We start from the raw sequence: 25,775 nt of genomic DNA on the forward strand, positions 1-25,775 counted from the left end.
CCACAGCAGCTCCCTCACCACAACAAGCTCCCTCGCCTCAGCGTTCTTCAGCGCTTGGGCTCCAGCGACACCAGGCGCGGCTTGATGGATTTCTCGCGCACCTCAAGCAACGCCAGGGTCACCGGCAACTTGAAACGTCGCCGCCCTGCACTGCCAGGGTTGAGAAACAGCCGCTCGCCGTGCCACTCGATCAATGGTTTGTGAGAGTGGCCAGTGATCACCAGCCGGATGCCCGGATCAAGCTCCTTCGGCACCTCGGCAATGTCATGCACCAGCAACGCCCGCCAGCCGTTCAAGTCAAAATCCAGCCGGTCAGCCAAATGCTCTGCCCACGCGGCGTCGAGGTCGTTATTGCCGCGCACCACATGCAATGGCGCAATCGAGGCCAGCAACTCAAGGATCTCCGGGCTACCGATGTCCCCGGCGTGAACAATCTGCTCGCACCCTTCCAGGGCCGCCAGGGCCTCGGCACGGAGCAAGCCGTGGGTATCGGAAATCACACCAACTTTCATGAACGTCTCCTGTGCAAAACCCCGGCGCGATCCACCGGGCGGCTTGCAATCAATCATTGCACTGCCTATATTTCCCGCCTGGCGCCATCTACGCCACCATCCGCGGAAAGGGCTGCGCCCAAGACCTTGACTGAATATCACATTTCTACGACTCCCAACCTTAAAGCGGACAAGGTTTGTACAAGGAGATCGTATGTCGCAATCATTCTCGTCCACTAACGGCCGTATCAACCTTGAGCAGCAACGCAAGCGCGCCAAGGAACTTTTGCAGCGCCTGAAAAGCGCCGATGCCGCCGCAACCCCGACCTTATCCGATGCCCAATGGTCGATCGCCAAGGAACTCGGTTTTCCCAGCTGGCCCAAGCTCAAGGCCCACGTCGATGCGGTGGATTTTGCCGCCCGCCATCCAGGTTTCGACGCCAGCGATGAAGCCCGCACCACTCACTGGCGCTGCGGCAACGATATCGCCCACAGCCTGGGGGTGGCGGGGTTCAAGGGCCGCTTCCGGATGCTGATTGACCCATTGTGCATGGGCCCGGTGCAGGACCTGCCTGCCGAGCAATACCAGGCCGTTCGCAGCCGCTATATCAGCCAGGTGTTTGCCATGGATGAGGCCGAAGTGGCGCGCCGGCATGCGGACGAATATCACCATCTTGAACAACTGGGCAGCGCCGGCCACAGCGTGTTGTGGTGTGAGGCGGATGCGTACGATCAATTGTTCCTGATTCGCGCGCTGGCTGGGCTTGAGCATCTGCCTGAAAAACTGGAGTTGATCGAAGTCGATCGTATCCCCGGCGTGCAGCGTTTTATCGGCATTGGCCAACTGGCGCCTGAAGTATTGGCGTGGTTGTGGCCGCAGCGCCGACAGGTCGACGAGGACATGCTGCAACTGGCGCGACAGGCCTGGCTGGCGTATTGCGCCAGCTCGCCGATCAAGCTGGCGGAACTGGCCCGGAGTAGCTCCACCTCCCTGCCCTTCCTGGCCCCGGCATTGCGCCGACAGTTGCAGGAGTTACCAGGTGTGCAGGACGGTTTGTCCCTGACCGAGCGCCTGTCCCTGCAATACGTGGATGAAGCCGGGCCGGTGCCGTTTGGCCGGGTGTTCGCCGAGCTGATGGGCAAGCGTGAACCGCTGCCGTACCTGGGAGACATGATGTTTCATGCGCTGATGCGGCCGTTGATCGATGGCGAGAATCCCCTGTTGATCGAGTCCGGGGCCCAGTTGCCATGGCCACAGCGGGTGTTGGCGCTGACTGCGCTGGGTCGCCAGGTTCTGAACGGCGCAGCCTACTGGCCGGATCATGCAACGGAAGAACGCTGGGTAGGTGGCGTCTGCCTGCGACCGCGCCACCCGCACTGGACAATTGACGAACATGGCATGCCCGTGTGGCGTGATTGATTCTTCGCGACAGCTTTGATCTGTGTCATGTTGAGCCAAACAGGTAACGGTTCAGCGCGATGACCTTACAACAGCTCAACTACTTTCTCGCCGCCATCGAGCACGGTACGTTCTCCAAGGCGGCGGAAAGCCTGCATATTTCCCAACCCTCATTGTCCGAGCAGATCCTGCGGCTGGAGGAGCACCTGGGTACCCACGTGTTCATCCGCACCAATCGCCGACTGATGCTCACCGAAGCCGGACGCCGCCTGCAGCCATTTGCACAAGGCATGGTGACGTCAGCACGCCAGGGCTATGAAGCGGTGCAGGCTGTGCGTGAACTGTCCGGTGGCGTGGCCAGTTTTGGCACCTTCGGCACCGCCCACCACTATTTCCTCACGGACCTGATCGAGCAGTTCCGCACCCAGCACCCGGATATGCGGATCAAGATCGTCGGCTATAACTCCTCGGAAATCGCCGAGCTGGTGAGCCAGGGCGAAATTGAAGCGGGGCTGGTGATGCTGCCGATCAAGCAGCAGAACCTGACCGTCAGCGAGCCGGTCTGGTCGGCCCAGGTCGGCTATATCAGTGCCGACCCGGAGCGACTCAAGGGCCCGAAAACCATCAGCGACCTGGCGGTAGCACCGTTGATTCTCACCGAGGCGCGCTGGCGCACCGCCGACCCGATTCGCCGGTTGTTGGGGCAATTGGCGTCCAAGGGCGGCGAGGTGCTGGACCCGATCATCGAAGTGGAGCACCAGATCACCGGCTTCGAGCTGGCTGCGCGCGGACTCGGCGATGTGATTGCCACGCGCCCGATCCTGCATCAGCTGGGCTTCAATGATCGCTTGGGCTGGGTGCCGATCAGCCCGGCGATCTTCGAGGTATTCGGCTTTATCCATCGCCACGACACGCCTATTTCGCCGCCCACCCGGGTGCTGATCAACCTGATGCGCAGCCACTTGAGCCGCATCCAGAACCTGTATGCGCACCTGGAGACGCTCTAGCCATAGGGATCACCTATAGGAAACACATGACTTAGCCCATTCATCCACCTCTTGCCGAGCGGGATACTCCAGCCAGCGACGCCACAACAGGCGCTTGAATGGGGAGCCAGCATGTCCAATCACTACTGCATCATTGGTGCCGGGGCCGCAGGGCTGGCGGCGCTGAAGACCATGACCGACGCCGGTTTCGAGGTGGACTGCTTCGAAAAGTCCGCGAACATCGGCGGTCACTGGAACAGCGACTACGATGCCTTGCACCTGATCACCCCCAAGAGCAGTTCCTTCTTTGACGGGTTCCCGATGCCCGCTGACTATCCGGTGTACCCGAGCCGCGATCAGGTCAAGGCGTACATGAACGCCTACACCGACACCTTCGGCCTGCGCGAAAAGATCACCTTCAACACCGAAGTGCGCAGCCTGAAGCCCCTGGACGAGAACGGCGAAGCGGGCTGGCAGGTGACCCTGGCAGACGGCACCCACAAACACTACAGCGGCGTGCTGGTGGCCAACGGTCACCTGTGGGATTGCAAGATCCCGCAAGTAAGCAAGGGGTTCACCGGCGTGTCGATTCACTCCGGCGAATACCGCAATGTGCAGCAGGTGCAAGGCAAGGTGCTGGTGGTGGGGTTTGGCAACTCCGGATGCGACCTCGCAGTAGATGCCGCCCAGGCTCGCCTGGACACCACCATTGCGATCCGACGCGGCCAGCTGTTCCAGCCCAAGACCCTGTTCGGCCTGCCCCGGGGCGAGCTGCCGCTGCTGGGGCAATTGCCGCCAGAACAGCAGAACATGCTCATGAACATGCTGATCATGGCCAGCGTCGGCACCCACAAGAATTACCCCGGGCTACCGGCACCGGATACCTACGACCTGGATGCGCAACCGCCGGTGGTCAACACCTTGCTGCTGTACTGGATCCAGCACGGCCGAATCAAGGTCGCACCGGGTATCGAGAGCATCCAGGGCAAGACTGTCACGTTCACCGATGGCAGCCAGGTCGATTACGACACCATCGTCTGGGCTACCGGTTTCAACACGCGCCTGCCGTTCCTCGATGAACGCCTGCTGCAATGGCGCGACGGTGTTCCGCTGCGTACCGCCGCGATGACCTTGCCGACCAACCTGGAAGGCCTGTTCTACATCGGCCTGGGCGCCCCACGTGGCCCGCAATGGCCGGTGTATTGCGAGCAGACCCGGCTAGTGATGCGCTTTCTCACCCTGCGCGAGCGTGGCATGCAAGGCCTGGCGGCGAAGTTTGCCCAGTTGCAGCCGGCCGACTCACGCATCGATATCGTCAAGCGCGAATGGCTGAGCAACTACCAGGACACCCAGCGCCAACTGGATGTGCTGGAACTGGCTCTGCAACCCGGCACCCCTCTTCCTCAATACGCCTGATCGGATAGCCCTTATGAACACTGCACCGCACTCCAGCGTTATCGTCACCGGGACTTCCTCGGGCATGGGCCAGGCCGTCGCACAGCGCTTTCAGGCTGAAGGCTGGCACGTCGTCGCTGTGGACGTAACACCCAGCACACAGCCGGCGAGCCCCTTGTTTTCGCCAGTGGTCGGCGACATCACCCAGGAGGCCACACTGGCCCGTACCCTCGATGCCGCCCTGGACGGCAAGGCACCGCTGCGAGCCGTAGTGAATGCGGCGGGGATCTTTCCCACGTCATCCCTGGATAGCTTCAGCGAAGCGCTGTACCGCAAGATATTCGACATCAACGTGCTGGGCTCACTGAACATCGCACGTATCGGCACCCGTCACCTGAAAGCCGCCGGCGGAGGCGCTATCGTGTTCTTCGCCTCGGTGGATGCGTTCACCGTGTCGAAAAACCAGTTGCTCTACAGCGCCTCCAAGGCTGCTGTGGTGTCGATGACCCGCTCCCTGGCCATCGAACTGGCCGGCGACAATATTGTGGTCAACGCACTGGCCCCGGGCTGGGTGGACACCGAAGGCACCCGTGCCGGCGGGCGCATCGAGGCCGCCATCGAATCGATCCCCTTGAAACGCGCCGCGCGGGTCGAAGAAATCGCCGACTGGGTCTGGCAACTGAGCGCCAAACCCTCCTACATAACAGGCGAATCATTGTGCATCGCCGGGGGCGTGTATATGCGATGACCCCAGCCTCCGCAGGCCCCGCGCATCAGACGTGGGCCTGCCACTCCCTATTGACTGCTGCCTCACTACAATTATTCCAGAGGGCAATATCATGGGCGAAGTTCACGCTTCCTCGATTCATCAAGGGTTTCCCGCCGACCGTGCATCGGCTGAACCCTCACGCAAACGGCTGACCAAAGCGGTCGTCGGCGTGACACTGGGCAATATGGTCGAATGGTTCGACTTTGCGCTCTACTCCTCTCTCGCCGGCATCATCGGCAAGACGTTCTTCCACAACGACAACCCGACCACCCAGTTGATGGCGATCTACGCCACCTTCGCGGCGGGCTTCCTGATTCGGCCACTGGGCAGCCTGGTGTTCGGTCCCATCGGCGACAAGTTTGGCCGGCGCACGGCGCTGTCGCTGAGCATCACGCTGATGGCCGTCGCAACCTTCGCCATTGCCTTGATCCCGAGTTACGCGAGCATCGGCCTGTTTGCGCCCGTCCTGTTGATTCTCATGCGTCTGCTCCAGGGCCTGTCGGCGGGTGGCGAGTACGGCGGCTCCTGCACGTTCATCGCCGAGCATTCGCCGGACGAGCGACGCAGCTTTTTCACCAGTTGGCTGGAATTCGGCAATATCTCCGGGTTCCTGCTGGGCGGTGCAGTGGTCAGCCTGTTTACCCTGGGCCTGGGCGAACAAGCCATGCAGGACTGGGGCTGGCGCGTGCCCTTTGCGATTGGCGGCCTGCTCGGCCTGATCGCCCTCTACTTGCGCCTTGGCCTGGAAGAAACACCAGTGTTCAAGGAAATCCAGGCCAACGAAAAACTGCGAAAGGCGACGGGCGCCGAACCCAGCCTGTTCAGCTTACTGGTCAACGAATGGCCGAAAATCCTGCAATGCATGGGCCTGGTCACCGTGTTCAACGTGACCTACTACATCATCCTCGGGTACATCCCGGGTTATCTGGAAAACGTACTCGGGTACAGCAATACGTTCGCCAGGAACCTGGGGATGGCCGCGACGCTGTTCATGCTGGTGTTGATCCCGGTTTCAGGCTTGCTGGCCGACCGACTGGGCCGGAACCGGATGATCATTACCGGCTGCGTGCTGCTGATCGTCATGGCGTTCCCCTGCTTCATGCTGCTGCATACCCAGAGTGTCGGGTTGCTGCTGGCCGCCCTGCTGATCCTGACCCTCGCCCAGTTGTTTTTTGAAGGAGCGATGCCGGCCACCATGACTTCGCTGTTCAAGGCCCGCGTGCGCTACAGCGCCCTCGCCTTGAGCTACAACGTCGCGGTCTCGCTGTTCGGAGGCACGGCCCCGCTGATCAATACCTGGCTGATATCGATCACTGGCAACCAGATGATTCCCGCCTGGTACCTGATCGGCGGTGCCGTGGTCGGCCTGATTTCGATCCTGTTCGTAAAGGACTCCACCGGTAAACCCCTCCCAACATGAGAACCACCATGACCAGTAAAACCACAGCGCGGCAAACTATTTCCTCGGGCGGTCAGTACGAAAACGTGTTCGGTTATTCCCGCGCCGTTCGCGTGGGCAACCACCTGCACATCTCCGGCACCTGCGCCTCACCCGATTACGAACACAGCAATGCTTACGAACAGGCCCAGGCCATTCTCGTCACCGTCAACAAGGTGTTGGCCGAGGCGGGCATGGGCCCTGAAGACGTAGTGCGCACCGTGGTCTACCTGCGGGATATCAACGATGCCGCCTCCGTCGCCAAGGCACACAGCGAGGTGTTCGACGCCATTCGCCCGGCCAGCAGCCTGATTCAGGTGGATTCGATGCTGCGCCCCTGGCAGAAAGTCGAAATCGAAACGTACGCCATCGTTGCCGATTGACCCAGGCGATGAGTAAAAAACCGCGGCTTGGGCCGCGGTTTTTTTTGGTCCCGGTTATATCCATAGCAATAAACGATATTGGTATATACCAGATTGCTCCCTTATAAATCGCCCCCATCAAAAGACTGCAGGCTGGAGAAGCAAGCGATGGTGTCGGTAAAGGTAATGCTGGAGTACTTTCATCCCTGGCCGAATTCGGCGGGTTTGTACCTGGCGCGGGAACGCGGCTGGTACGCCGAGCTGGGCCTGGATGTGGAGTTGGTGGTGCACGACCCCTACCGTGGCGACACCCTTGAGCACCTGCTGACCGGCGCGGCGGACTTCGGCATTTTCCCCAGCAACCGCCTGCTGGTCCGGCGCGGCCAGGGGCAAGCCCTGCAAGGCATCGCGGCGATCAATCATGCGGGCCTTGAGTCGATTCAAACCCTGACCGACTCCGGTATCCGCCGCCCACGAGACCTGGTGGGCAAGCGCCTGGCGCTCAACCCCACGCCACGGGGTTTGGCGATGGTGCGTCACCTGGTGAGCAACGACGGTGGCGACCCTGATGGCGTGATCCTGGTGGACAGCGGCGTACGTGAGTTGCGGCCCGAACAGTTGGCCGAAGGCATCGCCGATGCCAGTTTCGGCGGCTACTGGGCCTGGGAAGCGTTGATGCACAGCCCCATCGAAGCAGAACGCCGGGTGGTGTTGCCGGTGGATCAGATTGGCGCACCGGCGTATCACAGCTACCTGTTGGGCGCCCACGAACAAACCCTCGCCGAGCAGCCCGGGTTGGTGCGTGATTTCCTCGCGGCCACTGCCCGTGGCTATCTCGCCGTGGCCGAAGAGCCAGCCATCGCGCTGGCAGCCTATGAGCACACTACACCGTATTTCCCGGCGGAATTGCTCAGCGCATCCCTGCACAAAATCGCTCCGACCTGGCTGCATGACGGTCGTTGGGGCGAGCAACGCCAGGCGCTGCTGAAACCTTATGCCGAGTGGCTGCACGAGCACGCGGTGCTCGACAATCCGCAGGTGTGGCAAGGGGCAACCAGCAACGCCTATCTGCCCGGGGCGACGGCATGAATCCACAACGCACCGCCCATGGCCTGGGGCTTGATCCGGTAGCTGCCGACTGGCCAGCGCTGCACGAAGCAGATATCCAACAGCTGCTGCACGAGTACCCGCAACTGGGTCAACTGCGCAGTTTGCATTGGCACAGCCCGCGACCGTTCTCCGCTGCCGGGCTGATCAATACCGGCAGCGCCACCCTGTTCGTCAAACGGCATCACCGGCACGTGCGCAAAGCCGCATGGCTGGAAGAAGAACACCGCCTGATCGCCCACCTGCATCGCCACGGCGCACCGGTTGCCGCAGTGGTGCCGAACCGCCACGGTGCAACGGCCACGACGCAAGGTGAATGGACCTACGAGATTCACCATGTCGCCGAGGGCCTTGACCTGTACCGCGATGCGCTGTCGTGGTCGCCCTTCCAAAGCACTCAACATGCGCAGGCGGCGGGTGTGGCGCTGGCTCGATTGCACCTGGCAGCCGAGCACTACAGCGCACCCCGCCGTCAAACAGAAGTGCTGCTGGCCAACGCCCGGGTGATCGAACAACCCGCGCCACTGGCCGCGATCGCCAACACCCCCGCGCTGACCGAGTACCTCGCCGACAAGGATTGGCACGCACGGCTGACCGAGTTGCTGTTGCCCTGGCACGCGCCCCTGCAACCCTTGCTGCACCAACAACCGGCGCTCTGGACCCATAACGACTGGCACGCCTCGAACCTGCTGTGGCATGCAGACGGCAACGTCGCCAGCGTGCTGGACTTCGGCCTCGCCGACCGCACCTTCGCCCTCTACGACCTGGCGACCGCCATCGAACGCAACGCCGTGCCCTGGCTGGACCTGGACAGCGGTGGACTGGCAGCAGCGGACCTCGACAGCGTCGACGCATTGCTCACCGGCTATCATCGGGGCCGGCCATTGAGCGCCCAGGACCTGCACACCCTGAGCGCCCTGCTGCCGTTGGTGCATGTGGATTTTGCCCTGTCCGAAATCGCGTACTACCAAGGCGTAGTGGGTTCCACCCGCAGCGCCGACGTGGCCTATCACGCCTACCTGCTGGGCCATCTGCAGTGGTTTGCCAGTGCCCAGGGGCAACGATTGCTCAACCACCTGCGGCGAAAATCCGTATGAGTATCCTGGTCGATACCGATTGGCTGCATGCCCACCTCGGGGAGCCCGGGCTGGTGATACTGGACGCCACCGTCGTCCTGCCGTCCCCGCGTTTTGACGGTGATTACCGGGTCGCCAGCGGACATGCCGGTTGGCTGCACGCACATATCCCCGGCGCACGGCATGCCGATTTGCTGACCGATCTGGCCGACGTTCAAGCGAGCTACAGCTTCGCCCTGCCAACACCGCAAGCCCTGATTCAGGCACTGGCGAATCTGGGTGCAGGCGTCGGCAGCAACGTGGTGATCTACGATCGCGCCGACGGTTTCTGGGCCGCACGCCTGTGGTGGATGCTGCGCGGGCTGGGCATTCACGCCGGCGTGCTGGACGGTGGTTTCAACGCCTGGCAACGGGCGGGGTTACCGCAGCACAGCGGGCAGCCTGCGAACACACCCGTCGTCGAACCCTGGCCAATCAGCACCTACGCACCACTGTGGATCGACCGCGCAGGCGTTGAGGCGGTGGCCGCAGGACAAGCACCCGGCGTACTCGTCTGCGCGTTGGGCAGCGCCTTGTTCGACGGCACCGCAGCCACCCGCTACGCCCGGCGCGGGCACATTCCCGGCAGCCACAACCTGCCGGCACGCACGCTGTTTGATGCACAGGGTCGCTACCTGCCCAAGGACGCCCTGGCCGTGGCTATCGGACCCACGCTGCTGCACAGCGACGGTCCATTGATTCTGTACTGCGGCGGCGGAATTTCCGCGGCGGCCAACGCCCTGGCCCTGACCCTGCTGGGTCGCCAGGACCTCGCACTCTACGACGGCTCGCTGCAGGAATGGGCCGCCGACGCACGCTTACCAATGACTACCGGAGCAGCTCCGGCCTGACGCCCTTTGCGGCGACCCCGGCTTTTTAATTTCGTACTGGCAACCCGTCCGTTGCGCAGCGCTGGGCCCCTTTGCGCCCAATAAAGCGCGAGGCGCCAGCGGGCAGGCCCTTGGAGCGCTCCTTTTATGGCAACACCGTACCGTCACACCCTGCTCGCCCTGAGCATCACCCTCGCCGCCACGGCCGCCCACGCCCAGGACGCGACCCTGGACACCGTCACCGTAGTCGGTGAACAGGCCACCGACTACCAGGCGAAAAAGGCCGCTGTCGCCGGCTTCGATAACGCCCCGCTGCTGGACACCCCGGCCTCGGTGGCGGTGATCACCGAGGCTCGCCTGAAAGACCAGCAAGCCCGCCTGCTCAGTGAAGTATTGAAGAATGACGCCTCGGTCGGCGACAGCTATGCGCCGGTGGGTTACTACGAGAATTTCGTGGTGCGCGGTTTCTCGTTGAACCCGGCCAGCAGCTACAAGATCAACGGTCGCACCATCACTGGCGAACAGAACGTCGCACTGGAAAACAAGCAGCAAGTGGAAGTGCTCAAGGGCCTGTCCGGGCTGCAAAGCGGCGTGTCCGAACCCGGCGGCTTGATCAACTACGTAAGCAAGCGCCCGGAGAACGTGCGCTCGGTGACTGTCTCCACCAACGAACACGGCGAGCGCTACCTGGCCACCGACGTCGGCGGCTGGCTCGGTGCCGAGCAGCAGGTGGGGGTGCGGGTCAACCTGGCCCACGAAGACATCCGTTCCTACGTCGACCACGCCGACGGCCAGCGGGATTTTGCCTCCCTGGCCCTCGACTGGAACATCAGCCCCAACGCCCTGCTGCAACTGAACGCCGAATACCAGAACCGCGAGCAACGCTCGGTGCCCGGATACCAATTGCTCGGCGGCACCACCGTGCCCCACAACGTGTCGCCACGGGATCTGCTGGGCTACCAGAGCTGGTCGAACCCGGTGGGCATCAAGTCGCTGAACCTCGACGGCCTGTTCGAATACCGCTTCAACGAGGCCTGGAAAGCCAGCTTCAGCGCCTCCCGCAGCCGCGTGGTGATCGACGACTACAGCACCTTCGCCTGGGGTTGCTACGGCGCCGCCAGTTGTGCCAACACCGCAGTGCCCAACCACTTCAGCGCCGAGGGCGACTACGACATCTCGGACTACCGCAGCCCCGATGACACCCGCAGCAACGAAGAAGCCCAGGCCGCCCTCAACGGCCAGTTCGACACCGGTTTTCTCAAGCATGACCTGACCTTCGGCACCACTGCCTTCCGCCGCCTGGTGGACCGGCGTGAATCGGTCAACGAATACATCGGCGAGGGCAATATCTACGAAAAGCCGCCGGTGCTTGACCCCTACGAGGGGCCGCTGGGCCATACCTACCGGCGCCTGGACAGCCGCCAATACGGGCTGTTCGCCAGCGACCGCATCAGCTTCAACGAGCAGTGGCAAACCATTCTCGGCGGGCGCCAGGTGCGCCTCGACGAAGAAACCTACGACCAGGCCGGCGACACCACCCGCCATACCCAGCGCAGCGTATTCCTGCCCCAGGTGGCGCTGATCTACAAGCCGCGCCCGGACACCACCCTGTACGCCAGCTACAGCAAGGGCCTGTCCCTGGGCGGCACCGCGGCATGGTTCAGCAGCAACGCCGATGAGGTCTTGCCACCGACCACCTCGCGCCAGCTGGAAGTGGGGATCAAGCGTGACTTCCAGCGCCTGAGCCTGACCGCCGCGCTGTTCCAGATCACCCAGGACCTGCAATACAACCGGCCCAACGATGACGGCAGCATCACCTTCGTACAGCAGGGCCAGCAGAAGAACGTCGGCCTGGAGCTTTCGGCCAATGGTCGGGTGACCGACAACCTGCAAGTGTCCGCCAGCGTGGCGGCGATTCGCGCCCGGGTGAGCGGCAGCGGTACCGACGACTACGACGGCCACCAGGCGATCAACGTGCCCAAGCTGCGCGCCAGCCTGCACGGCGACTACAGCATTCCCGGAATCAAGGGCCTGGCCCTGCTCGGCGGCGTGCAATACAGCGGCAGCAAGTACGCGAACCGCGAGGCCAGCGTGAAGGTCGACGACTACGCGGTGTTCGATGTCGGCGGACGCTACAGCACCAAAGTCGGTGATTACGATACTGTGCTGCGCCTGACCGTCGACAACCTGTTCGACAAACGCTACTGGCGCGATGTGGGTGAATCGGCGGGCGATGGCTACCTGTTCCTCGGCGCGCCACGCACCGCGCGGTTATCCGCCACCGTCAATTTTTGAGGCTGACTGTTCATGCGTAATCTGATTTTTGCCAGTGTGTGCCTGCTCTCCACCGCCCTCGTCGGCTGCCAGCAGCAACCGCCCGCCAACGACCAGCTGGATGCGGTGCTGTGGACCCAGACCTCCATCGAGCACGAGCTGATCTACCGCCAGGTGTTCGCCAACGCCACTCGCCAACTGGACGTGGCCCTCAAGACCCCGGACTGGGACGCCCTGCCCTTGCCACCGCGCAATCTGGCCGGGCTGCCGCCAGCGGTGATCATCGACATCGACGAGACCGTGCTCGACAACATCCCGCTGAATGCCCGGGACGTCGTCAACAACCAGGTCTACTCCTACGACCGCTGGAACACCTGGGTCGACCAGGCCAAGGCCCAGGCGCTGCCGGGCGCCGTGACGTTCCTGCAGGCCGCCAAACACAAAGGCATCACGGTGTACTACATCACCAACCGCGAGCAAAGCCAGGTCCAGGCCACCGTCAACAACCTGCGCCTGCGGGGCTTTCCGGTGGACAGCGAGCAGCAGGTACTGGCTGCCGGCACGCCCATTGGCGGCTGCGAACACGCCGGCTACGGCAAGAACTGCCGACGCCAATGGGTCGCCCAACACGCCCGCGTGCTGATCCTGGCGGGTGATTCCCTGGGGGATTTCGTGCAGGCCGAACACAACACCCTGGACGCCCAGCGCAAGGCCGCCGAACCCTACCTGGGCTGGCTCGGCCAGCGCTGGTTCGTGCTGCCCAACCCGACTTACGGCAACTGGTACAGCGCGCCGTATGGCGACCAGGAAAAACTGCCCTTTGAACGCAAGCGCCAGCTCAAGCAACAGGCGCTGCACCTGCAAAACTGACCCTGAGGGGACCGTATGACGCCGCTGGAAATAGTCGCTGTGATCTTCAATATTGCCGGGGTGTGGCTCACCGCCCGACGGGTGCGCTGGTGCTGGCCGGTCAGCGTGGTCGCGGTGTTGCTGTACGGCTGGATCTTCTTCGACGTGAAGCTGTATTCCGACATGCTCCTGCAACTGGTCTTCGCTGTGTTGCAGGGCTACGGCTGGTGGCGCTGGAGCACCGGGCGCATCGACGCGGGCAAGGTGCGGGTGGAACGGCTGCCGGTCCAGGAAGCATGGCGGCACCTGCTCGCCGGGGTGATCGGCGCGCTGCTGCTGGGCGCCGCCATGCACCACTTCACCGATGCCGCACTGCCGTGGCTCGACTCGCTGCTCACCGCTTTCAGCCTGGTGGCCAGCCTGTGGGCGGCGCGCAAGTATGTGGTGAGCTGGTGGCTGTGGATCGTGCTGGATACGGTCTACGTGGGCCTGTTTGTGTACAAGGACCTGCAACTGACCGCTGCGCTGTATGCCGGGTTTGTGGTGCTGGCGGCGTATGGGTTGGTGTCGTGGCAGCGTGACCTGCGCCAACAGGAACGGTAGAGTCACGCCCACGCCAGGCCTGCACACGGAACCCCAGGATGCCTTTCGACCCGATTTCACCGCACTACCAGCGCATTCGCGAACAGATCGCCCACGATATCGCGGCGGGTGTGCCGCAGGCGGATGAGAAATTCCCGTCCGAACGGGAGATGATCGAGCGCTTCGGCTGCACCCGGGTCACCTTGCGCCAGGCCTTGCAGCAGCTGGAAGCCGAAGGCCTGGTGTACCGGGAAAACCGTCGCGGCTGGTTTGTCAGCCCCCGGCGCATCCGCTATGACCCGACGCGCATCAGCGGCTTCATGGATTATGTGAGTGCCCAGGGCCGCACGCCGCGCACCGAATGCCTGCACGCAGAGCTGCGCCCCGCGGGCGACTGGCTGGCCAGGCGGATGGGCCTCGCGTCGGCGGATGAGCCGATGTTTTTCCTGCAACGGCGGCGCTGGATCGACCGGCGGCCGGTGTTGCTGGAGTTCAACGCGCTGCTGGCCAGCTGGTGCCCTGGGCTGCTGGACGCCGACTTGAATACCTCGCTGACCCAACTGCTGCGGGAGCGGTTTTCCCGGGTGCTGTCGCGGTGTGAGCTGGAGATGCACATTGGCACGGTGAATGAAGAACAGGCCGAGTTGCTGCAATTGTCCACCGGTTCCACCAGCGTGTATCTGGAACGCTTGAACTTCGGCGAGGATGACCAGCCGGTGGAGTTTGACCAGGAATTCTGGCGTCCGGATGCATTGTCCGTCGTGATGGAGACGCGCTACCCCGGGACGTGAATTTCACACCTGTGAAAGCTTGTGACTTGTTGCCAACGAACCCGTTTTCACTCGCTTGCAGCCCCTACTATCGAGTCCTCGTGCGCCCCTCACATGGACTGAACCGATGATCACCCGCCCCGAAAAATCCGCGTCGCCCCGCGTCGATCAACCCAACGCTCCCGAGCGGGTTTTCGACGCCGTCCTGAACAAAGCCAAAATCCTTGCCAGCACCGGGCCGGGCGACAAAACCCTTAAGCCCGAGGACTACAAGGAAGTCACCGCCCTCCCGGCCAAGCTCGACATCGACAAGCTCAAGGTCATTTCCGAAGACAAGGACGCCGGGGTGATCTACTTCGAACAGGACGGCGCCAAATACAAGATCAGCGCCGAGGGTGCGGCCAACGCCCAGGACGGCTTCGACGTATTGAAGAACCTGCGCTTCGGCCATGCCGTAGCCCCGGTCAACCAGGGCGGGCCCGACGAAGGTACCCCGCTGTACACCTTCCTCCAGACCCTGGCCGAAACCCAGGGCACCCCGGCCGGCAAGGCCATCGTCGAAAGCCTGAAGAACCCCGACCAGCAACTGCTGCGCGAAGACGGCGACGGCGTGCGCCTGGCCAACATCAAATCCGTGGGCAAGGCTGAAGACGGCATCCTCAAGGTCAGCCTTGAAAACGGCAAGACTCTGGTCATTTCCGAATTGCTCACGCCCCAGGCGTTCAGCACCTACACCCAGGCCGGGGTGACCAAGGAAGCCCTCAATGACGGCAAATCCAAAGGTTATGAAGAAGTCACCAGCCTGCCGGGCGACCTCGATTTCAGCCAGTTGAAAGTGGTGTCCGAAGACAGCAGCGCCGGAGTGATCCTGTTCGAACACCAGGGCCACAAGTACGCGATCAGCAAGTCCGAAGCCGACCTGCCGCAGCCCGGCGCCGACCTCAGCAACCCCAACCCCAACGCGGGCGGCACCTTCTACAACTTCCTCCACGCCGTGCACGCCAGCGAAGGCTCGCAGGCCTTCGACTACATCAAGAACGCCCAGTCCCTGCCCGGCCAGGAACTGCTGCGCAAGGACGAGGCCAGCCTGAAGCTGGGCGACATCAGCAAGGTCGACGCGCCCATGGACGGCATCCTGGTGGTCAACCAGGCCGACGGTAAACTGCTGGTGGTGTCCAAGGACATCACCCCCGAAGCCTTCGCCGCCTACACCAGCAAGGGCCAAACCCTGGCCGGCATCGAAAAGGCCAAGGGCGACGGCTACACCCTCGCCGCCCCGGACGCTTACCTGGCCTCCACCGAAGACATCATGAGCGTCGGCGGCGCCGGTGATTATGGCCCGGGCCTGATCGCCTTCACCCAGCACAAGCCGGGGGGCAGCGAAGAGAAAATCGTGGTGTCGCAAGACAGCAATCCACAGCTGTTCGAGCAGATTTCCAGCTACCGCAGCGACATCGCCGCGCAAACCACCGACGTCGACAAGCTGCGCACCGACAACGGCCTGCCGCCCCTCAAGGACGTCTCCGTCGATAACCTCACCACCACCGAAAAAGATGAAGGCGGCAACCCGCTGTCGGTGCAGGACCTGTCGATGAAAACCCTGGTGGACAGCTACCGCGCCGGGGTCAAGGACGGCAGCATCGGCAAGGACGACCCGCGCGCCAAGTTCCTACGGGCGGTGGAAGCCAGGAGCATGGCCGACAATGGCATGTCGATCATTCCCGAGCACGGCTTCGGCAACCAGGGCATCGCCACCACGCCCATCGACGTGACCTCGCGGGATGTACGCGACAACATCTTCGACACCAAGGCCATCGACCAGACCATCAACGACCTGCTCGGCGACTCGACCATCCAGCACGACATCAAGGCCAACCACGACGCAGCCCTGGGCAAGGTCGACGGCGGCCAGGCGAAGGTCGATGAGACCAGGCAGCGCCTGATCGACAGCACCTCCTCGGAGAACTTCACCCAGTACATCAAGTCCCTGCAGGACAGCGGCAAGACCGAACTGGCCACCCAGGAAATCCAGACCGCCTACACCGCCCTGGCCGATATCGACCCGGCCAAGGCCGACAACTTCCTGCAAAACCTGCAGATCGACGGCTACACCGATGCCGTTGAACAGCTGATGGACGATCCCACCAAGATCTCCGACGACAACACCGCCCTGGCCACCACCGACAACACCATGGCAATCCTGTCGATGCTCAAGGGCAGTGCCGACGGCCTGCCGCGCCAGGCGCTGGGTGTGTATTCGAAGTTCGTCGACCAACTGCTCAAGGACAAAAACGCCGCCGCCGATTTCGGCAAGGCGATGATTTCCCTCGGCGACACCTGGCAGAAAAACGGCGTGATCAGCTTCAGCGACATCGACAAGGCCGTGAGCAAGGAGATCATGCCGGGCCTCAGCGAAGAGAACCGCAGTTCGTTCGTGAAGAACCTCAACTTCCTCAAGGACAACGGCGTACTCGGCTCTGTGGGCGGCGCAATCGGCATGGGCCGTATCGTCTACCAACTCGCCGGGCAAGGCGGCAAGCTGGCGGATACGCCGATGAAGCGCCTGGGCATCGCCAACGACTTCCTCGGCTTCCTCGGCACCGGCTCGCACTTCGCCACGCTGGGCCTGAAGGTCTACGACAAATTGCGCGGCACCAACGCCTACAAGCTGATGGGCTTCGACCGTTCCCTGCCCGACCTGTGGGCCAAGCCCGGCGAGGGGTACCACGCGCTGCCCAAGGACGCCGAGGCGGTGCAGAAGAAGTACTTCGAGATCGTCGACCAGGCCATGGACGACGGCAAGGACGTGGGCAAGGCCCTCAACAGCGGCGGCTGGAGCGACGAAGGTGCGGCGAAGATCCAGGAAGGCATTGAAAAAGGCATCGCCAGCCGCGGCGGCGTGGCCGGGGCCGGGTTTGGCGCGAAGTTCGCCAGCAGCGCGATCAAGGTGATCGGCATGGCCACCGACGTGGCAGGCGGCGTGATCAGTGTGGTGCAGGCGGCGTTTACCTTGCGTGATGGTGTGCGCGAGAAAGACCCGGTGAAAATCGCCTCGGGCTCACTGTCGATGGCCGGTGGTGTCAGCAGCCTGGTGGGCGCGGCCGGCGGCGTGCTGGGCACGCTGGGGGTGACCGGGCGGATCATTCCGTTCCTGGGACCGGTGGGTTTCTTGATCTCCGGCGCGTTGTCGTTTGTCGGGGCGATCTTGAGCACGGTGCAGTCCCACAAGCTGCACAAGATCTCGATGCAGAACTGGGACCAGATCCAGGATTTCAAGCAGGACGGGCTGCTCAAGCCCAACGGAGATGAAGCGTACGTGTGGTTGCAGACGTACCTCTCCGACTGGGGCCAGCGGGATGCGCCGCAGGACCAGAGCATTTTTGATTTCCGCAAGGAAGAGTGGGATGCGCGGTCGAGTATCCGCGGGGGCGACCATCGGCGGGACCACCCGGACTTTATCGGGGACGGGAATAACCGTAACTCAGAGGACTACAAGTACTCGCTGAAACCGTCGGAATGGACCAATGAGAACCACGACATTATCTGGCGGGTGGGGGATGGGTATGGGGGTGAGTACCATGATGTGGACAAGCCATAACTGAACTTCCTGACACCCGGCAGAACCCATGTGGGAGCGGGCTTGCTCGCTCCCACATTTTGATCGGTGTTCGGCTCAAGATCGTCAGATCAACCGCGCCGCCACCAACCAGTCCGCCACCGCCTGGAACGAAGCATCCGGCACCGGATCCCCCGGCACCGTCTTGCGCGCAATCGCTTCCGCCAAGCCCTTGTCCGGCGCTTGCGGTATCCCTAAATCAAACGCCTCCTGCAACATCCCCAACGCGTCCTCCGGCGAAGCGCGGCACACCACCACCGGCACCGGCGTTTCACCACGCACATAACGCACGCCTATCACCCAGCCATCGGTGGTGCCGATCATCATCGACGCCCGGCCCAACCCCAGCTTGGTGGCCAGCGCCTGCATCTCCTGGCGCTGGCGTCGCCGTTCGCTCTTGATCAACGGGTCGCCGTCAATGTCCTTGCGCTCGCGCTTGGTCTCGCTGCGGGTCATTTTCATGTCGCGGCCGAACAGCCAGCGTTGCATCAACACATCCACCCCGCCCACCAGGATGAAGGCCGCGAGTACGGTAAACACCAGCGGCTTGAGCACCAGGAAAAACGTCGACTCGATACACCCCGCGCCACACCGCGACGACTCCATCAACGCCTGCAACGCATGCCGCCCCACCACGTAGAACGCCACGGCCAACACATGCACCTTGATCAGGCCCTTGATGAACTCCACAAAGTTGCGCAGGGCAAACAGCTTCTTGAAGCCTTCCGCCGGGTTGATACGCTTGAACTCCGGCTTGATCGGCTCCACGGAAAACACAAAGCCACGCATGGTGATGATATTGGTCAGGATCACCACCCCGGTGGTCACCGCCATCACCGGCAGGGTAATGCCGATCACCAGTTGCTCGGCATGGTCCAGCACCCGTGGCCAAACCGTGGCGAAGGGTTCGATGTAGATCTGCGCAGTCAGGTCGATCAGCGCCGTGACCTGGGCCTGGGCCCGGGGCGCGAGGATGGAAATGCACAGGGTGCAGAACAGGATGACCATGCCCGAGACCAGGTCCTGGCTCTTGGCGACCTGGCCTTTCTTTCGCGCGTCCTTGAGTTTTTTATCCGTGGCCGGCTGGGACTTCTCTTCGCTGGTATCGCCCATGCGCTACTCCATGCCCGCCAGGGTTTTCAGCAGCTCCACGGTGCCGCGAAATTCCGCCAACTGGTCCAGCATCAACGGAATCAGGAAGCCGATGTAGATCACCATCAGGATCGAGAAAAACAGGTTTTTCACCGGCAACGACAGGTCGAAAATATGCAGGTTCGGCGCCATCCGCGACAGGTACGCCAGCATCAAATCAGTGACCAGCAGCGAGATGATCAGCGGCGACACCATCAGCACCCCGACGCGCATGATCTGGTCGAGAATCGACAACACCGCCAGCAACGCCGAGCTGGCAAATACCGGTGTAAACGCGGTCACCGGCCACAGCTGGTAGCTGTGGTAATAACCGTCGACCATCAGGATAAAACCGCCGGACATGAAGAACAGCGTGATCAACATCACCGTCAGCAAGGTGGACATCACACTCGACTCCCCGGTGGACAACGGGTCCACCAGTTGCGCCATGGTCGAACCGCGCTGCAGGTCGATCAACTCCCCCGCCACTTCCGCCGCCCAGAACGGAATGCCGAACAACAGGCCGATCAGGATACCGATCAGGAATTCCTTGATCAGCAACCCGGCGATAAACAGGCTGCCGTGGTTGGGCATCGAGGTCATGGCGTCGAACACCGGCATGAACATCGGGATCGAAATCGCCACGGCCACGCAGCCGCGAATCATTCCGGTGAGCCCGAGGCGGTTGAACGCCGGGGTGATCACCACCACGCCCATGGCCCGGCAGGCCGCCAGCGAGGCCGAGCTGATCACCGGGTAGGCGACTTCGAGAAACTGTGCGGTAAGGCTGGCATCCATGGGCGGTCAGCGCGTCCACAAGGGAAAATTGTCCAGCACCTGGCTGCCGAGTTCCGCCACTTGCCCGGCCAGCACCGGGCCGAGAAACACGATAGTCAACAATACCGCCACCAGCTTCACCACCTGGGGCAGGGTCTGGTCCTGGATCTGGGTCAGCGCCTGGAACAGGCCCACGCTCAAACCCACGATGATCGCCACCCCCAGCGCAGGCGCGGAGAGCATCAGCACGGTCATCAGTGCCTGTTTCATCAATGACAGGAAAACGTCCTGGCCCATGGGTCGTGCCTCAGCCGTAACTCAGAATCAAACCGTGCATCAGGCGCGACCAGCCGCTCAATGACACGAACAGGAAGATTTTCAGCGGGATCGAAATCAGGTTCGGCGAGACCATCGACATGCCCATCGCCATCAGCACGTTGGACACCAGCAAGTCCACCACCAGGAACGGGATGTACAACAGGAACCCGATCTCGAAGGCCCGGGTCAGCTCCGAACTGACAAACGCCGGGATCAGCACCACGAGGTCGTCATCCCGCAGGTCGGCACGGGCTTCCGGCGACCAGATGGTCTCGGTGGCCTGCACAAAAAAGCCGCGCTCGGACTCGTTGGCAAACCGTGCCAGGTGCGCCTGTAGCGGCGGGCGCAGGGCGTCGCCGAGGTCCTTGAGTTGCTCGACGTGCTCGATATTCAGGTCGCGGCCCTCTACCTGGCGGTACATGTCGCCAATCAACGGCGTGGTGACGTACACCGAGAGAATCAGCGCGATGCCGTACAGCACCAGGTTCGGCGGCGTCTGCTGCACGCCCAGGGCGTTGCGGATCAGGAACAGCACCACCGAGATTTTCATGAAGCCGGTGAGGGTCACCACCGCCAACGGGATCAACCCGATGGTGGCAACCACCAGGATGATCTCGATCAGGTTCGGCTGATAACCGGTCATGGGGTGGCGAAACTCAGCAGGCGCACGCCCAGGCCGTCACCGATTTTCACCAGTTGGCCCTGGCCGACGCGACGGCCGTTGACCATCAGGTCGACGCCATCCACGGTCGGCGTATTCAGTTGCAGCAGGCTGCCCGCCCCCAGTTCCCGCAGTTGCGCCAGGGTCAGTTCCAGGCTGCCGACCTGGCACACCAGCTTGAGGGGCAAATCGTCCAGGGCCGCGGCGGCATCGACGTCAGTCATTGTGTTCTCCATGTCCAAAAGGGGCGTGTTCAGAGGTTCCTGCACCTGCAGCGACGAGCCGTCGCGCTGGCAGCGGGCTTGCAGGCGGCCCTCAAGGTCCAGCAGCCAGCCGCTGCCGGGTTCGAGCATCAGCACATCGCCGGGCTGCAGGCTGCGCAGCTCGCCGAGGCTCAACCATTGCCGCCCGGCCACTACCGACAGCGTGTGGCGCAACGCCGGCAACGGGTCGGCGTCGATCTGGCCGTGCTGCTCCAGCAACTGGCCCACCAGCACTGCAGCGCTTTCACTCAAGTCCAGTTGGGCGGCCATTGGTGGGTTGTTGCCGAAGGTCAATGTCAGTGCCAGATGCACTGCATAAGGCCGCAGGTCGTCACTGGTTTCGAGCAGTTGCACGGGGTGGCCGAGCAACGGTTCGAGGCGCTCGATCAGGTCCAGCACGGCCAGTTCCAGCAGCAGCGAACGCGGTAATGCCGGCAGCACTTGCGCGTCGAACTGCAACGCCAGCGGCACCAGTACTTGTTCCAGGGCGGCAGCCGAGAGTCGCAAGCGCACCGGTGACTGGCCGAGCAACAGCAACACATCCCGGGGTGTTTTCAGCGGCTGGGGATCGGCGGCCCAGGCGACGCTCAGATCCTGCCCGGCGCAGCGGCCCTGCCACGCATGCCGCCGGCGGTGCAATTGGTTATGCAGCGTGAGCAGCGCCGGGTCGTAGTGCTCAAGCCAGGGCGCCAACGGGTCGGCAAGGGCCACGATCATGTGCCGAGTCCTTGTTCTTCACGCAGCTCGCCGGCCACCCGTTCGCTGCTTTCACGCCCGTCCAGCAGGCTTTGCCAGGCATCGGACTGGCGCTGGCGGCTCAGGCGCTCCTGACGGAACAGGTCGCGCTCACGCTCCTGGGTTTGCAGGGTACTGGACACGTGGCTGACGTCGCCTTCAAGCACCTGCTCATCGTCGGCCAAGCCACGCAGGCGATCCTGGGCGGCCTGCCAACTGGCCACCGACAGGCCTTCGGTCAGCGAGGCGTAAATCTCGCCGGCTTCATGAGCAACGGCCTCACGGTGCAGGCGCAGTTGTTCCTTGGCGTCGGTCAAGGCGCCGTGGGTTTGCGCGCAGCGTTGCTGTTGCGCCGCCAACTGGCTCGCCGCCCGCTGTTCGCGCAGCACCCGCAGGGTTTGCAGGGTGCGCAGTTGTTCAGTCTTCATCGGTTCTTTTCTCCATCGTCATACCAACAGCGCACTCACTGAGTGCATGAAGATCGAATGTGGGAGCTGTCGAGCCCCGGCGAGGCTGCGATAGCGGTGGGTCAGGCAACATTGATGTTGGCTGTGCTGACGCCATCGCAGCCTCGCTGAAGCTCGACAGCTCCCACACTGGAGCTTGCTGCGCTTTCGGGCTCATGCCAGCACCTGGCGCATGCGGATCAAGGTGTGTTCGGGGCTGCTGGGTTCGTCGGCGTTCTGGCGCAGGAAGGCTTCGATTGCCCCATGGCGGGTGATCGCTTCGTCGGCCAGCGGGTCGCTGCCGGCGGAGTACTCGCCGACGCGGATCAGCATTTCGATCTCGCCGTAGCGCGCCATCAATTCACGGATGCGCATCGCCAGGCGCTTGTGTTCGTCACCGGCGACCTGCTCCATCAAGCGGCTGCGGCTGCGCAGCACGTCCACCGCCGGGAAATAGTTGCGCTGCGCCAGTTCGGCGCTGAGGGCGATATGCCCGTCGAGGATCGAACGCGCTTCCTCCGCCACCGGATCGCTGGCGGCGTCGCCTTCGGTGAGCACGGTGTACAGCGCGGTGATGCTGCCGGCAGGGCCCGGGCCGGCGCGCTCGAGCAACTTGGGCAAGGTGGCAAAAAACGACGGCGGATAACCGCGGCGGGTCGGCGGTTCACCCACGGCCAGGCCAATTTCGCGCTGGGCGCGGGCGAACCGCGTGAGGCTGTCCATCAACAGCAGTACATTGCGGCCCTGGTCGCGGTGGTACTCGGCCAGGGTGGTGGCGACAAATGCCGCGCGCACCCGCTCGGCGGCCGGGCGGTCGGAGGTGGCGACGACAGCAACGGTGCGTGCGCGGGCCGTGGCGTCCAGTTGCACATCCAGCAGTTCGCGCACTTCCCTGCCCCGCTCGCCGATCAAACCGATGACAATCACATCGGCCTCGCTGTTGCGGATGATGCTCGCCAACAAGGAGGATTTGCCCACCCCGGGCTCGCCGAAGATGCCCATGCGCTGGCCCTGGGCGAGGGTCAGCAAGCCGTCGATGGAGCGGATGCCCAACGCCATGGAGCGCACGATCAATTGCCGGGAGAACGGGGCCGGTGGCTCGGCATGCAAGGGGTAGGTCTGCAGGTTCAGGGTTGGCGGTACACCGTCACCGTCGAGAAACTCGCCCATGGGGCTGATCACTCGCCCCAATTGCGCATCGCCCACGGCCACACCCAGGCTTTCGCCGGTGGCAGTGATTTGCGTGCGGGTCGACAGGCCTTCCATGGAACCGATGGGCGACAGGATCGCTTCGTCGCCATCAAAACCGATCACTTCGGCGCTGAGGCTGCGGCCACTGACCGGGTCGCGCAGGTGGCATAGCTCACCGATGCTCGCGCCCGCCACGCTGGCCCGCAGCAACACCCCGCGAATGCTCAGCACCGTGCCCTGCATCGGACGCAAGCGGGCCTGGGACAGCCGCTCGGTCAGGCGCGGCAGCAGTTGATCGAGGTTCATGCCACGCCCTCTTCGGCAAAGGGCAACAGGCTGCGGCGCAGGCTTTGCAGTTGCGCCTCCAGTCCCAGCTCAACCGAACCCGCCGGGCTGCTCAGGCGGGCCTGGCCGGCGCCCAGTTGCGCATCGGCCTCCACGGCGATGCCGTCCTTGAGCAACTGTGGGCGCAGGGCGTTCACTTCGGCGGGCGGCACCCACAACGTCAAGCCCTGGCCCTGGCGAAACGCGCTCAGGGCCTGGCGTGTGCAACGCACCACGCGGTCGGTGTCGTCCAGTTCGCCGAGTACTTCACGCACGATGCCCAGGGCCAGGTCCGCCAGCGACGCCTCAAGCCCGGCCAGGTAATGCTGGACCTGGGCCTGGGTTTCCAGCAGCAACTGTGCAACCTGTTCGGCACCTTCGCGGCGCGCACTTTCAAAACCCTCGGCGCGGGCGGTGTGCAGCCATTGGTCGCTGTCGGCCTTGATCTGCTCGGCGTGCGCCCTGGCGGCTTGCACAAAGGCAAAGCCATCGGTCCATAACGCCGCTTCATCGGCGCGCAAAATCCGCGCGGCTGGACGGCTGGGTAATTCACTCATGGGCAAGCTCCTCGGCGAGTAACCGGGCGGCGACGGTCTGGACGATCTCCAGGTCGCGGGGCAAGCGCCCGCTGTAGCCCTTGGGTGCGACAAACCGCAGGGGCAGCCAGCCTTGCAACTCGGCAGGCTGGGCTTGCAGCCAGGCGGCGACACAGGTGAGGCCATCGCGGTCGATGGCGTCGATCAACTCGGCGGGCTCGCGCAGCAGGTCGGCCGCGCCGCCCAACTGCCGGTGCGCGAGGGCCAGGGCAAAGGCTTCCTGGCCAAGGCCCTCGCGCAATTCATTCACCACTTCGCGGCGGATCTCCCGGCTCAGGGTCGAGCCATGCCAGATCGCACCACACAGCCTGGGCAGACGCGCAAATTGCGCCGGGCTCAGCAGCAGCACCGGCAAATCAGCGGCGGGCGGCGTGACCAGATGCGCCAGCGGCGCCAGCTGATAATGGCTGGCCAGCAGTTGCTCCAGCCGCGAGCGAAAACGCGGCTGCCCATGCAGGGCTTGCAGCACCTCGACCGGCAGGCCTTCGCCAAAACACTCGCCAAGGCTTTGCTCGCGCACAAACTGCAACGGCTGGGCGATCAGCCCCTGCCAACGCTCAACCAGGCTCATTCACCCTCCTTGAGCACATACAACGCCTGGGCCTGGCGCCGCGCCCATTGCTGGCGGGCCAACACACCACCCGCGCCGAGGGCGAGCAGCAGCAAGCCACCGAACAGCAACCGCGCCTGGTTGAGGTTGTCTTCCAACAGCCACAGGCCCATGAAACGCGCGAGTCGCGGTTGCGCCGGGTTCTGGCTGATGGACACCGCGGCCTTGATCGCGGTCACCGACACACCGTCATAGCTCAGGCCGGAAATGCCGTTGGCAACCAGGGTCTTGATCTGCGGAATCAGCGTGTTGATGTCGGTGCCCGGGTCGTAGCGCACCAGCACCGAGGCCGACGACGGCGAAATCACCCGCTTGAGCAGGTCATTGTCCGGCAGCACCACGTGCACCCGCGCCGAGACGATGCCGTCGATCTGCGACACCGAGTGAGACAGTTCTTCGCTCAAGGCATAGATCATCTGCGCCCGCTCCTGCACCGGCGACGACACCAGGCCATTGCCCTTGAACACCTCGCCCATGTTGGAAAAGCTCTGCTGCGGCAGGCCGGCGTTGTCCAGCAGGGTCATGGCCTCGGCGAAGCGCTGTTCGTCGACCACCACTTTCAACTGGCCGTTGTCCTGCACCTTGCGCGTCGCCGGTATGCCGTCGCGCAGCAGCACCGCGACCATGGCGTTGGCGTCGCGCTCGCTGAGGTTGGTGTAGAGGTCCATGTCGCAGGCCTGCAAGAGGCTGGCGAGCACGCCGATCAGCAGCAGGCGCAGGGCACGATTCGGGCTTGGCAT

Annotated in this window: 25 protein-coding genes; 14 read left to right on the forward strand and 11 right to left on the reverse strand. The window is 63.4% G+C overall.

Translation table 11 applies throughout. The features are described 5' to 3' along the window. Positions 1-47: 47 nt before the first annotated feature. Positions 48-512 (reverse strand): metallophosphoesterase family protein, encoded by a 465-nt coding sequence (locus C0058_RS20935; protein ID WP_102369478.1) that lies wholly within the window; start codon positions 510-512, stop codon positions 48-50. Positions 513-705: 193 nt separating this feature from the next. Here C0058_RS20935 and C0058_RS20940 point away from each other — a divergent pair, with 193 nt between their 5' ends. The 14 genes from C0058_RS20940 (at position 706) to C0058_RS21005 (ending at position 17,965) form a co-directional block, all read left to right on the forward strand. Further along, positions 706-1,911, forward strand: coding sequence for a DUF1835 domain-containing protein (locus C0058_RS20940; protein ID WP_102369479.1), 1,206 nt, complete (start codon positions 706-708; stop codon positions 1,909-1,911). A gap of 59 nt (positions 1,912-1,970) precedes the next feature. After that, entirely contained in the window at positions 1,971-2,897 is a 927-nt protein-coding gene (locus tag C0058_RS20945) for a LysR family transcriptional regulator (protein ID WP_003208286.1), read from the forward strand. A gap of 111 nt (positions 2,898-3,008) precedes the next feature. Then, positions 3,009-4,292 carry an NAD(P)/FAD-dependent oxidoreductase gene (locus C0058_RS20950; RefSeq protein WP_102369480.1) on the forward strand — a complete coding sequence of 428 codons (1,284 nt, stop codon included), beginning with the start codon at positions 3,009-3,011 and terminating at the stop codon, positions 4,290-4,292. A 13-nt stretch (positions 4,293-4,305) separates the two neighbouring features. Further along, entirely contained in the window at positions 4,306-5,019 is a 714-nt protein-coding gene (locus C0058_RS20955; RefSeq protein ID WP_003208289.1) for an SDR family NAD(P)-dependent oxidoreductase, read from the forward strand. A gap of 91 nt (positions 5,020-5,110) precedes the next feature. After that, positions 5,111-6,460: an MFS transporter gene (locus C0058_RS20960; protein ID WP_008433139.1), complete on the forward strand. Its 1,350-nt coding sequence runs from the start codon at positions 5,111-5,113 to the stop codon at positions 6,458-6,460. An 8-nt stretch (positions 6,461-6,468) separates the two neighbouring features. Further along, complete coding sequence (locus C0058_RS20965) at positions 6,469-6,861, forward strand: Rid family hydrolase (protein ID WP_003208292.1); 393 nt, start codon at positions 6,469-6,471, stop codon at positions 6,859-6,861. Between the two features lie 147 nt (positions 6,862-7,008). Then, on the forward strand, positions 7,009-7,929 hold the full coding sequence (locus C0058_RS20970) for an ABC transporter substrate-binding protein (protein WP_102369481.1): 921 nt from the start codon (positions 7,009-7,011) through the stop codon (positions 7,927-7,929). Then, a complete protein-coding gene (locus C0058_RS20975) occupies positions 7,926-9,044 on the forward strand; it encodes a phosphotransferase (protein WP_102369482.1) in 1,119 nt (372 codons plus the stop codon). Before C0058_RS20970 ends, C0058_RS20975 begins: the two co-directional genes overlap by 4 nt. Then, positions 9,041-9,913 carry a sulfurtransferase gene (locus C0058_RS20980; protein WP_102369483.1) on the forward strand — a complete coding sequence of 291 codons (873 nt, stop codon included), beginning with the start codon at positions 9,041-9,043 and terminating at the stop codon, positions 9,911-9,913. Before C0058_RS20975 ends, C0058_RS20980 begins: the two co-directional genes overlap by 4 nt. A 126-nt stretch (positions 9,914-10,039) precedes the next feature. After that, positions 10,040-12,187 carry a TonB-dependent siderophore receptor gene (locus tag C0058_RS20985; protein ID WP_102369484.1) on the forward strand — a complete coding sequence of 716 codons (2,148 nt, stop codon included), beginning with the start codon at positions 10,040-10,042 and terminating at the stop codon, positions 12,185-12,187. Positions 12,188-12,199: 12 nt separating this feature from the next. Further along, positions 12,200-13,036, forward strand: coding sequence for a 5'-nucleotidase, lipoprotein e(P4) family (locus tag C0058_RS20990; RefSeq protein WP_102369485.1), 837 nt, complete (start codon positions 12,200-12,202; stop codon positions 13,034-13,036). A 15-nt stretch (positions 13,037-13,051) separates the two neighbouring features. Beyond that, positions 13,052-13,618 carry a nicotinamide riboside transporter PnuC gene (pnuC, locus tag C0058_RS20995; protein ID WP_102369486.1) on the forward strand — a complete coding sequence of 189 codons (567 nt, stop codon included), beginning with the start codon at positions 13,052-13,054 and terminating at the stop codon, positions 13,616-13,618. Between the two features lie 38 nt (positions 13,619-13,656). Next, positions 13,657-14,388 (forward strand): UTRA domain-containing protein, encoded by a 732-nt coding sequence (locus C0058_RS21000; RefSeq protein WP_003208308.1) that lies wholly within the window; start codon positions 13,657-13,659, stop codon positions 14,386-14,388. Between the two features lie 106 nt (positions 14,389-14,494). Then, positions 14,495-17,965, forward strand: a complete 3,471-nt coding sequence (locus C0058_RS21005) for a hypothetical protein (RefSeq protein ID WP_102369487.1) — start codon at positions 14,495-14,497, stop codon at positions 17,963-17,965. Between the two features lie 84 nt (positions 17,966-18,049). Here the strand turns inward: C0058_RS21005 and C0058_RS21010 are convergent, their stop codons facing one another. From C0058_RS21010 to sctJ, 10 genes are all read right to left on the reverse strand, one after another. After that, entirely contained in the window at positions 18,050-19,096 is a 1,047-nt protein-coding gene (locus tag C0058_RS21010) for an EscU/YscU/HrcU family type III secretion system export apparatus switch protein (protein WP_102369488.1), read from the reverse strand. A gap of 3 nt (positions 19,097-19,099) precedes the next feature. Further along, a complete protein-coding gene (gene sctT / locus C0058_RS21015) occupies positions 19,100-19,912 on the reverse strand; it encodes a type III secretion system export apparatus subunit SctT (RefSeq protein ID WP_003208312.1) in 813 nt (270 codons plus the stop codon). 6 nt (positions 19,913-19,918) lie between these two features. Further along, positions 19,919-20,188: a type III secretion system export apparatus subunit SctS gene (gene sctS, locus C0058_RS21020; RefSeq protein WP_003208314.1), complete on the reverse strand. Its 270-nt coding sequence runs from the start codon at positions 20,186-20,188 to the stop codon at positions 19,919-19,921. 10 nt (positions 20,189-20,198) lie between these two features. Further along, positions 20,199-20,852 (reverse strand): type III secretion system export apparatus subunit SctR, encoded by a 654-nt coding sequence (gene sctR / locus C0058_RS21025; RefSeq protein WP_003208316.1) that lies wholly within the window; start codon positions 20,850-20,852, stop codon positions 20,199-20,201. Next, the gene (gene sctQ, locus C0058_RS21030; protein WP_102369489.1) at positions 20,849-21,850 is read right to left on the reverse strand and encodes a type III secretion system cytoplasmic ring protein SctQ; all 1,002 of its coding nucleotides are present in this window, start codon (positions 21,848-21,850) and stop codon (positions 20,849-20,851) included. Before sctQ ends, sctR begins: the two co-directional genes overlap by 4 nt. Then, positions 21,847-22,296, reverse strand: a complete 450-nt coding sequence (locus C0058_RS21035) for a hypothetical protein (RefSeq protein WP_102369490.1) — start codon at positions 22,294-22,296, stop codon at positions 21,847-21,849. The genes sctQ and C0058_RS21035 overlap by 4 nt, the downstream gene beginning before the upstream one ends. Positions 22,297-22,488: 192 nt before the next feature. Then, complete coding sequence (locus C0058_RS21040; protein WP_102369491.1) at positions 22,489-23,811, reverse strand: FliI/YscN family ATPase; 1,323 nt, start codon at positions 23,809-23,811, stop codon at positions 22,489-22,491. Beyond that, on the reverse strand, positions 23,808-24,386 hold the full coding sequence (locus C0058_RS21045) for a FliH/SctL family protein (RefSeq protein ID WP_102369492.1): 579 nt from the start codon (positions 24,384-24,386) through the stop codon (positions 23,808-23,810). Before C0058_RS21045 ends, C0058_RS21040 begins: the two co-directional genes overlap by 4 nt. Next, on the reverse strand, positions 24,379-24,996 hold the full coding sequence (locus C0058_RS21050) for a hypothetical protein (RefSeq protein ID WP_003208324.1): 618 nt from the start codon (positions 24,994-24,996) through the stop codon (positions 24,379-24,381). The genes C0058_RS21045 and C0058_RS21050 overlap by 8 nt, the downstream gene beginning before the upstream one ends. Further along, positions 24,993-25,775 carry a type III secretion system inner membrane ring lipoprotein SctJ gene (gene sctJ / locus C0058_RS21055; RefSeq protein WP_003208326.1) on the reverse strand — a complete coding sequence of 261 codons (783 nt, stop codon included), beginning with the start codon at positions 25,773-25,775 and terminating at the stop codon, positions 24,993-24,995. Before sctJ ends, C0058_RS21050 begins: the two co-directional genes overlap by 4 nt.

Origin of the sequence: Pseudomonas sp. NC02 (assembly GCF_002874965.1) — a bacterium.
GTDB lineage: Bacteria > Pseudomonadota > Gammaproteobacteria > Pseudomonadales > Pseudomonadaceae > Aquipseudomonas.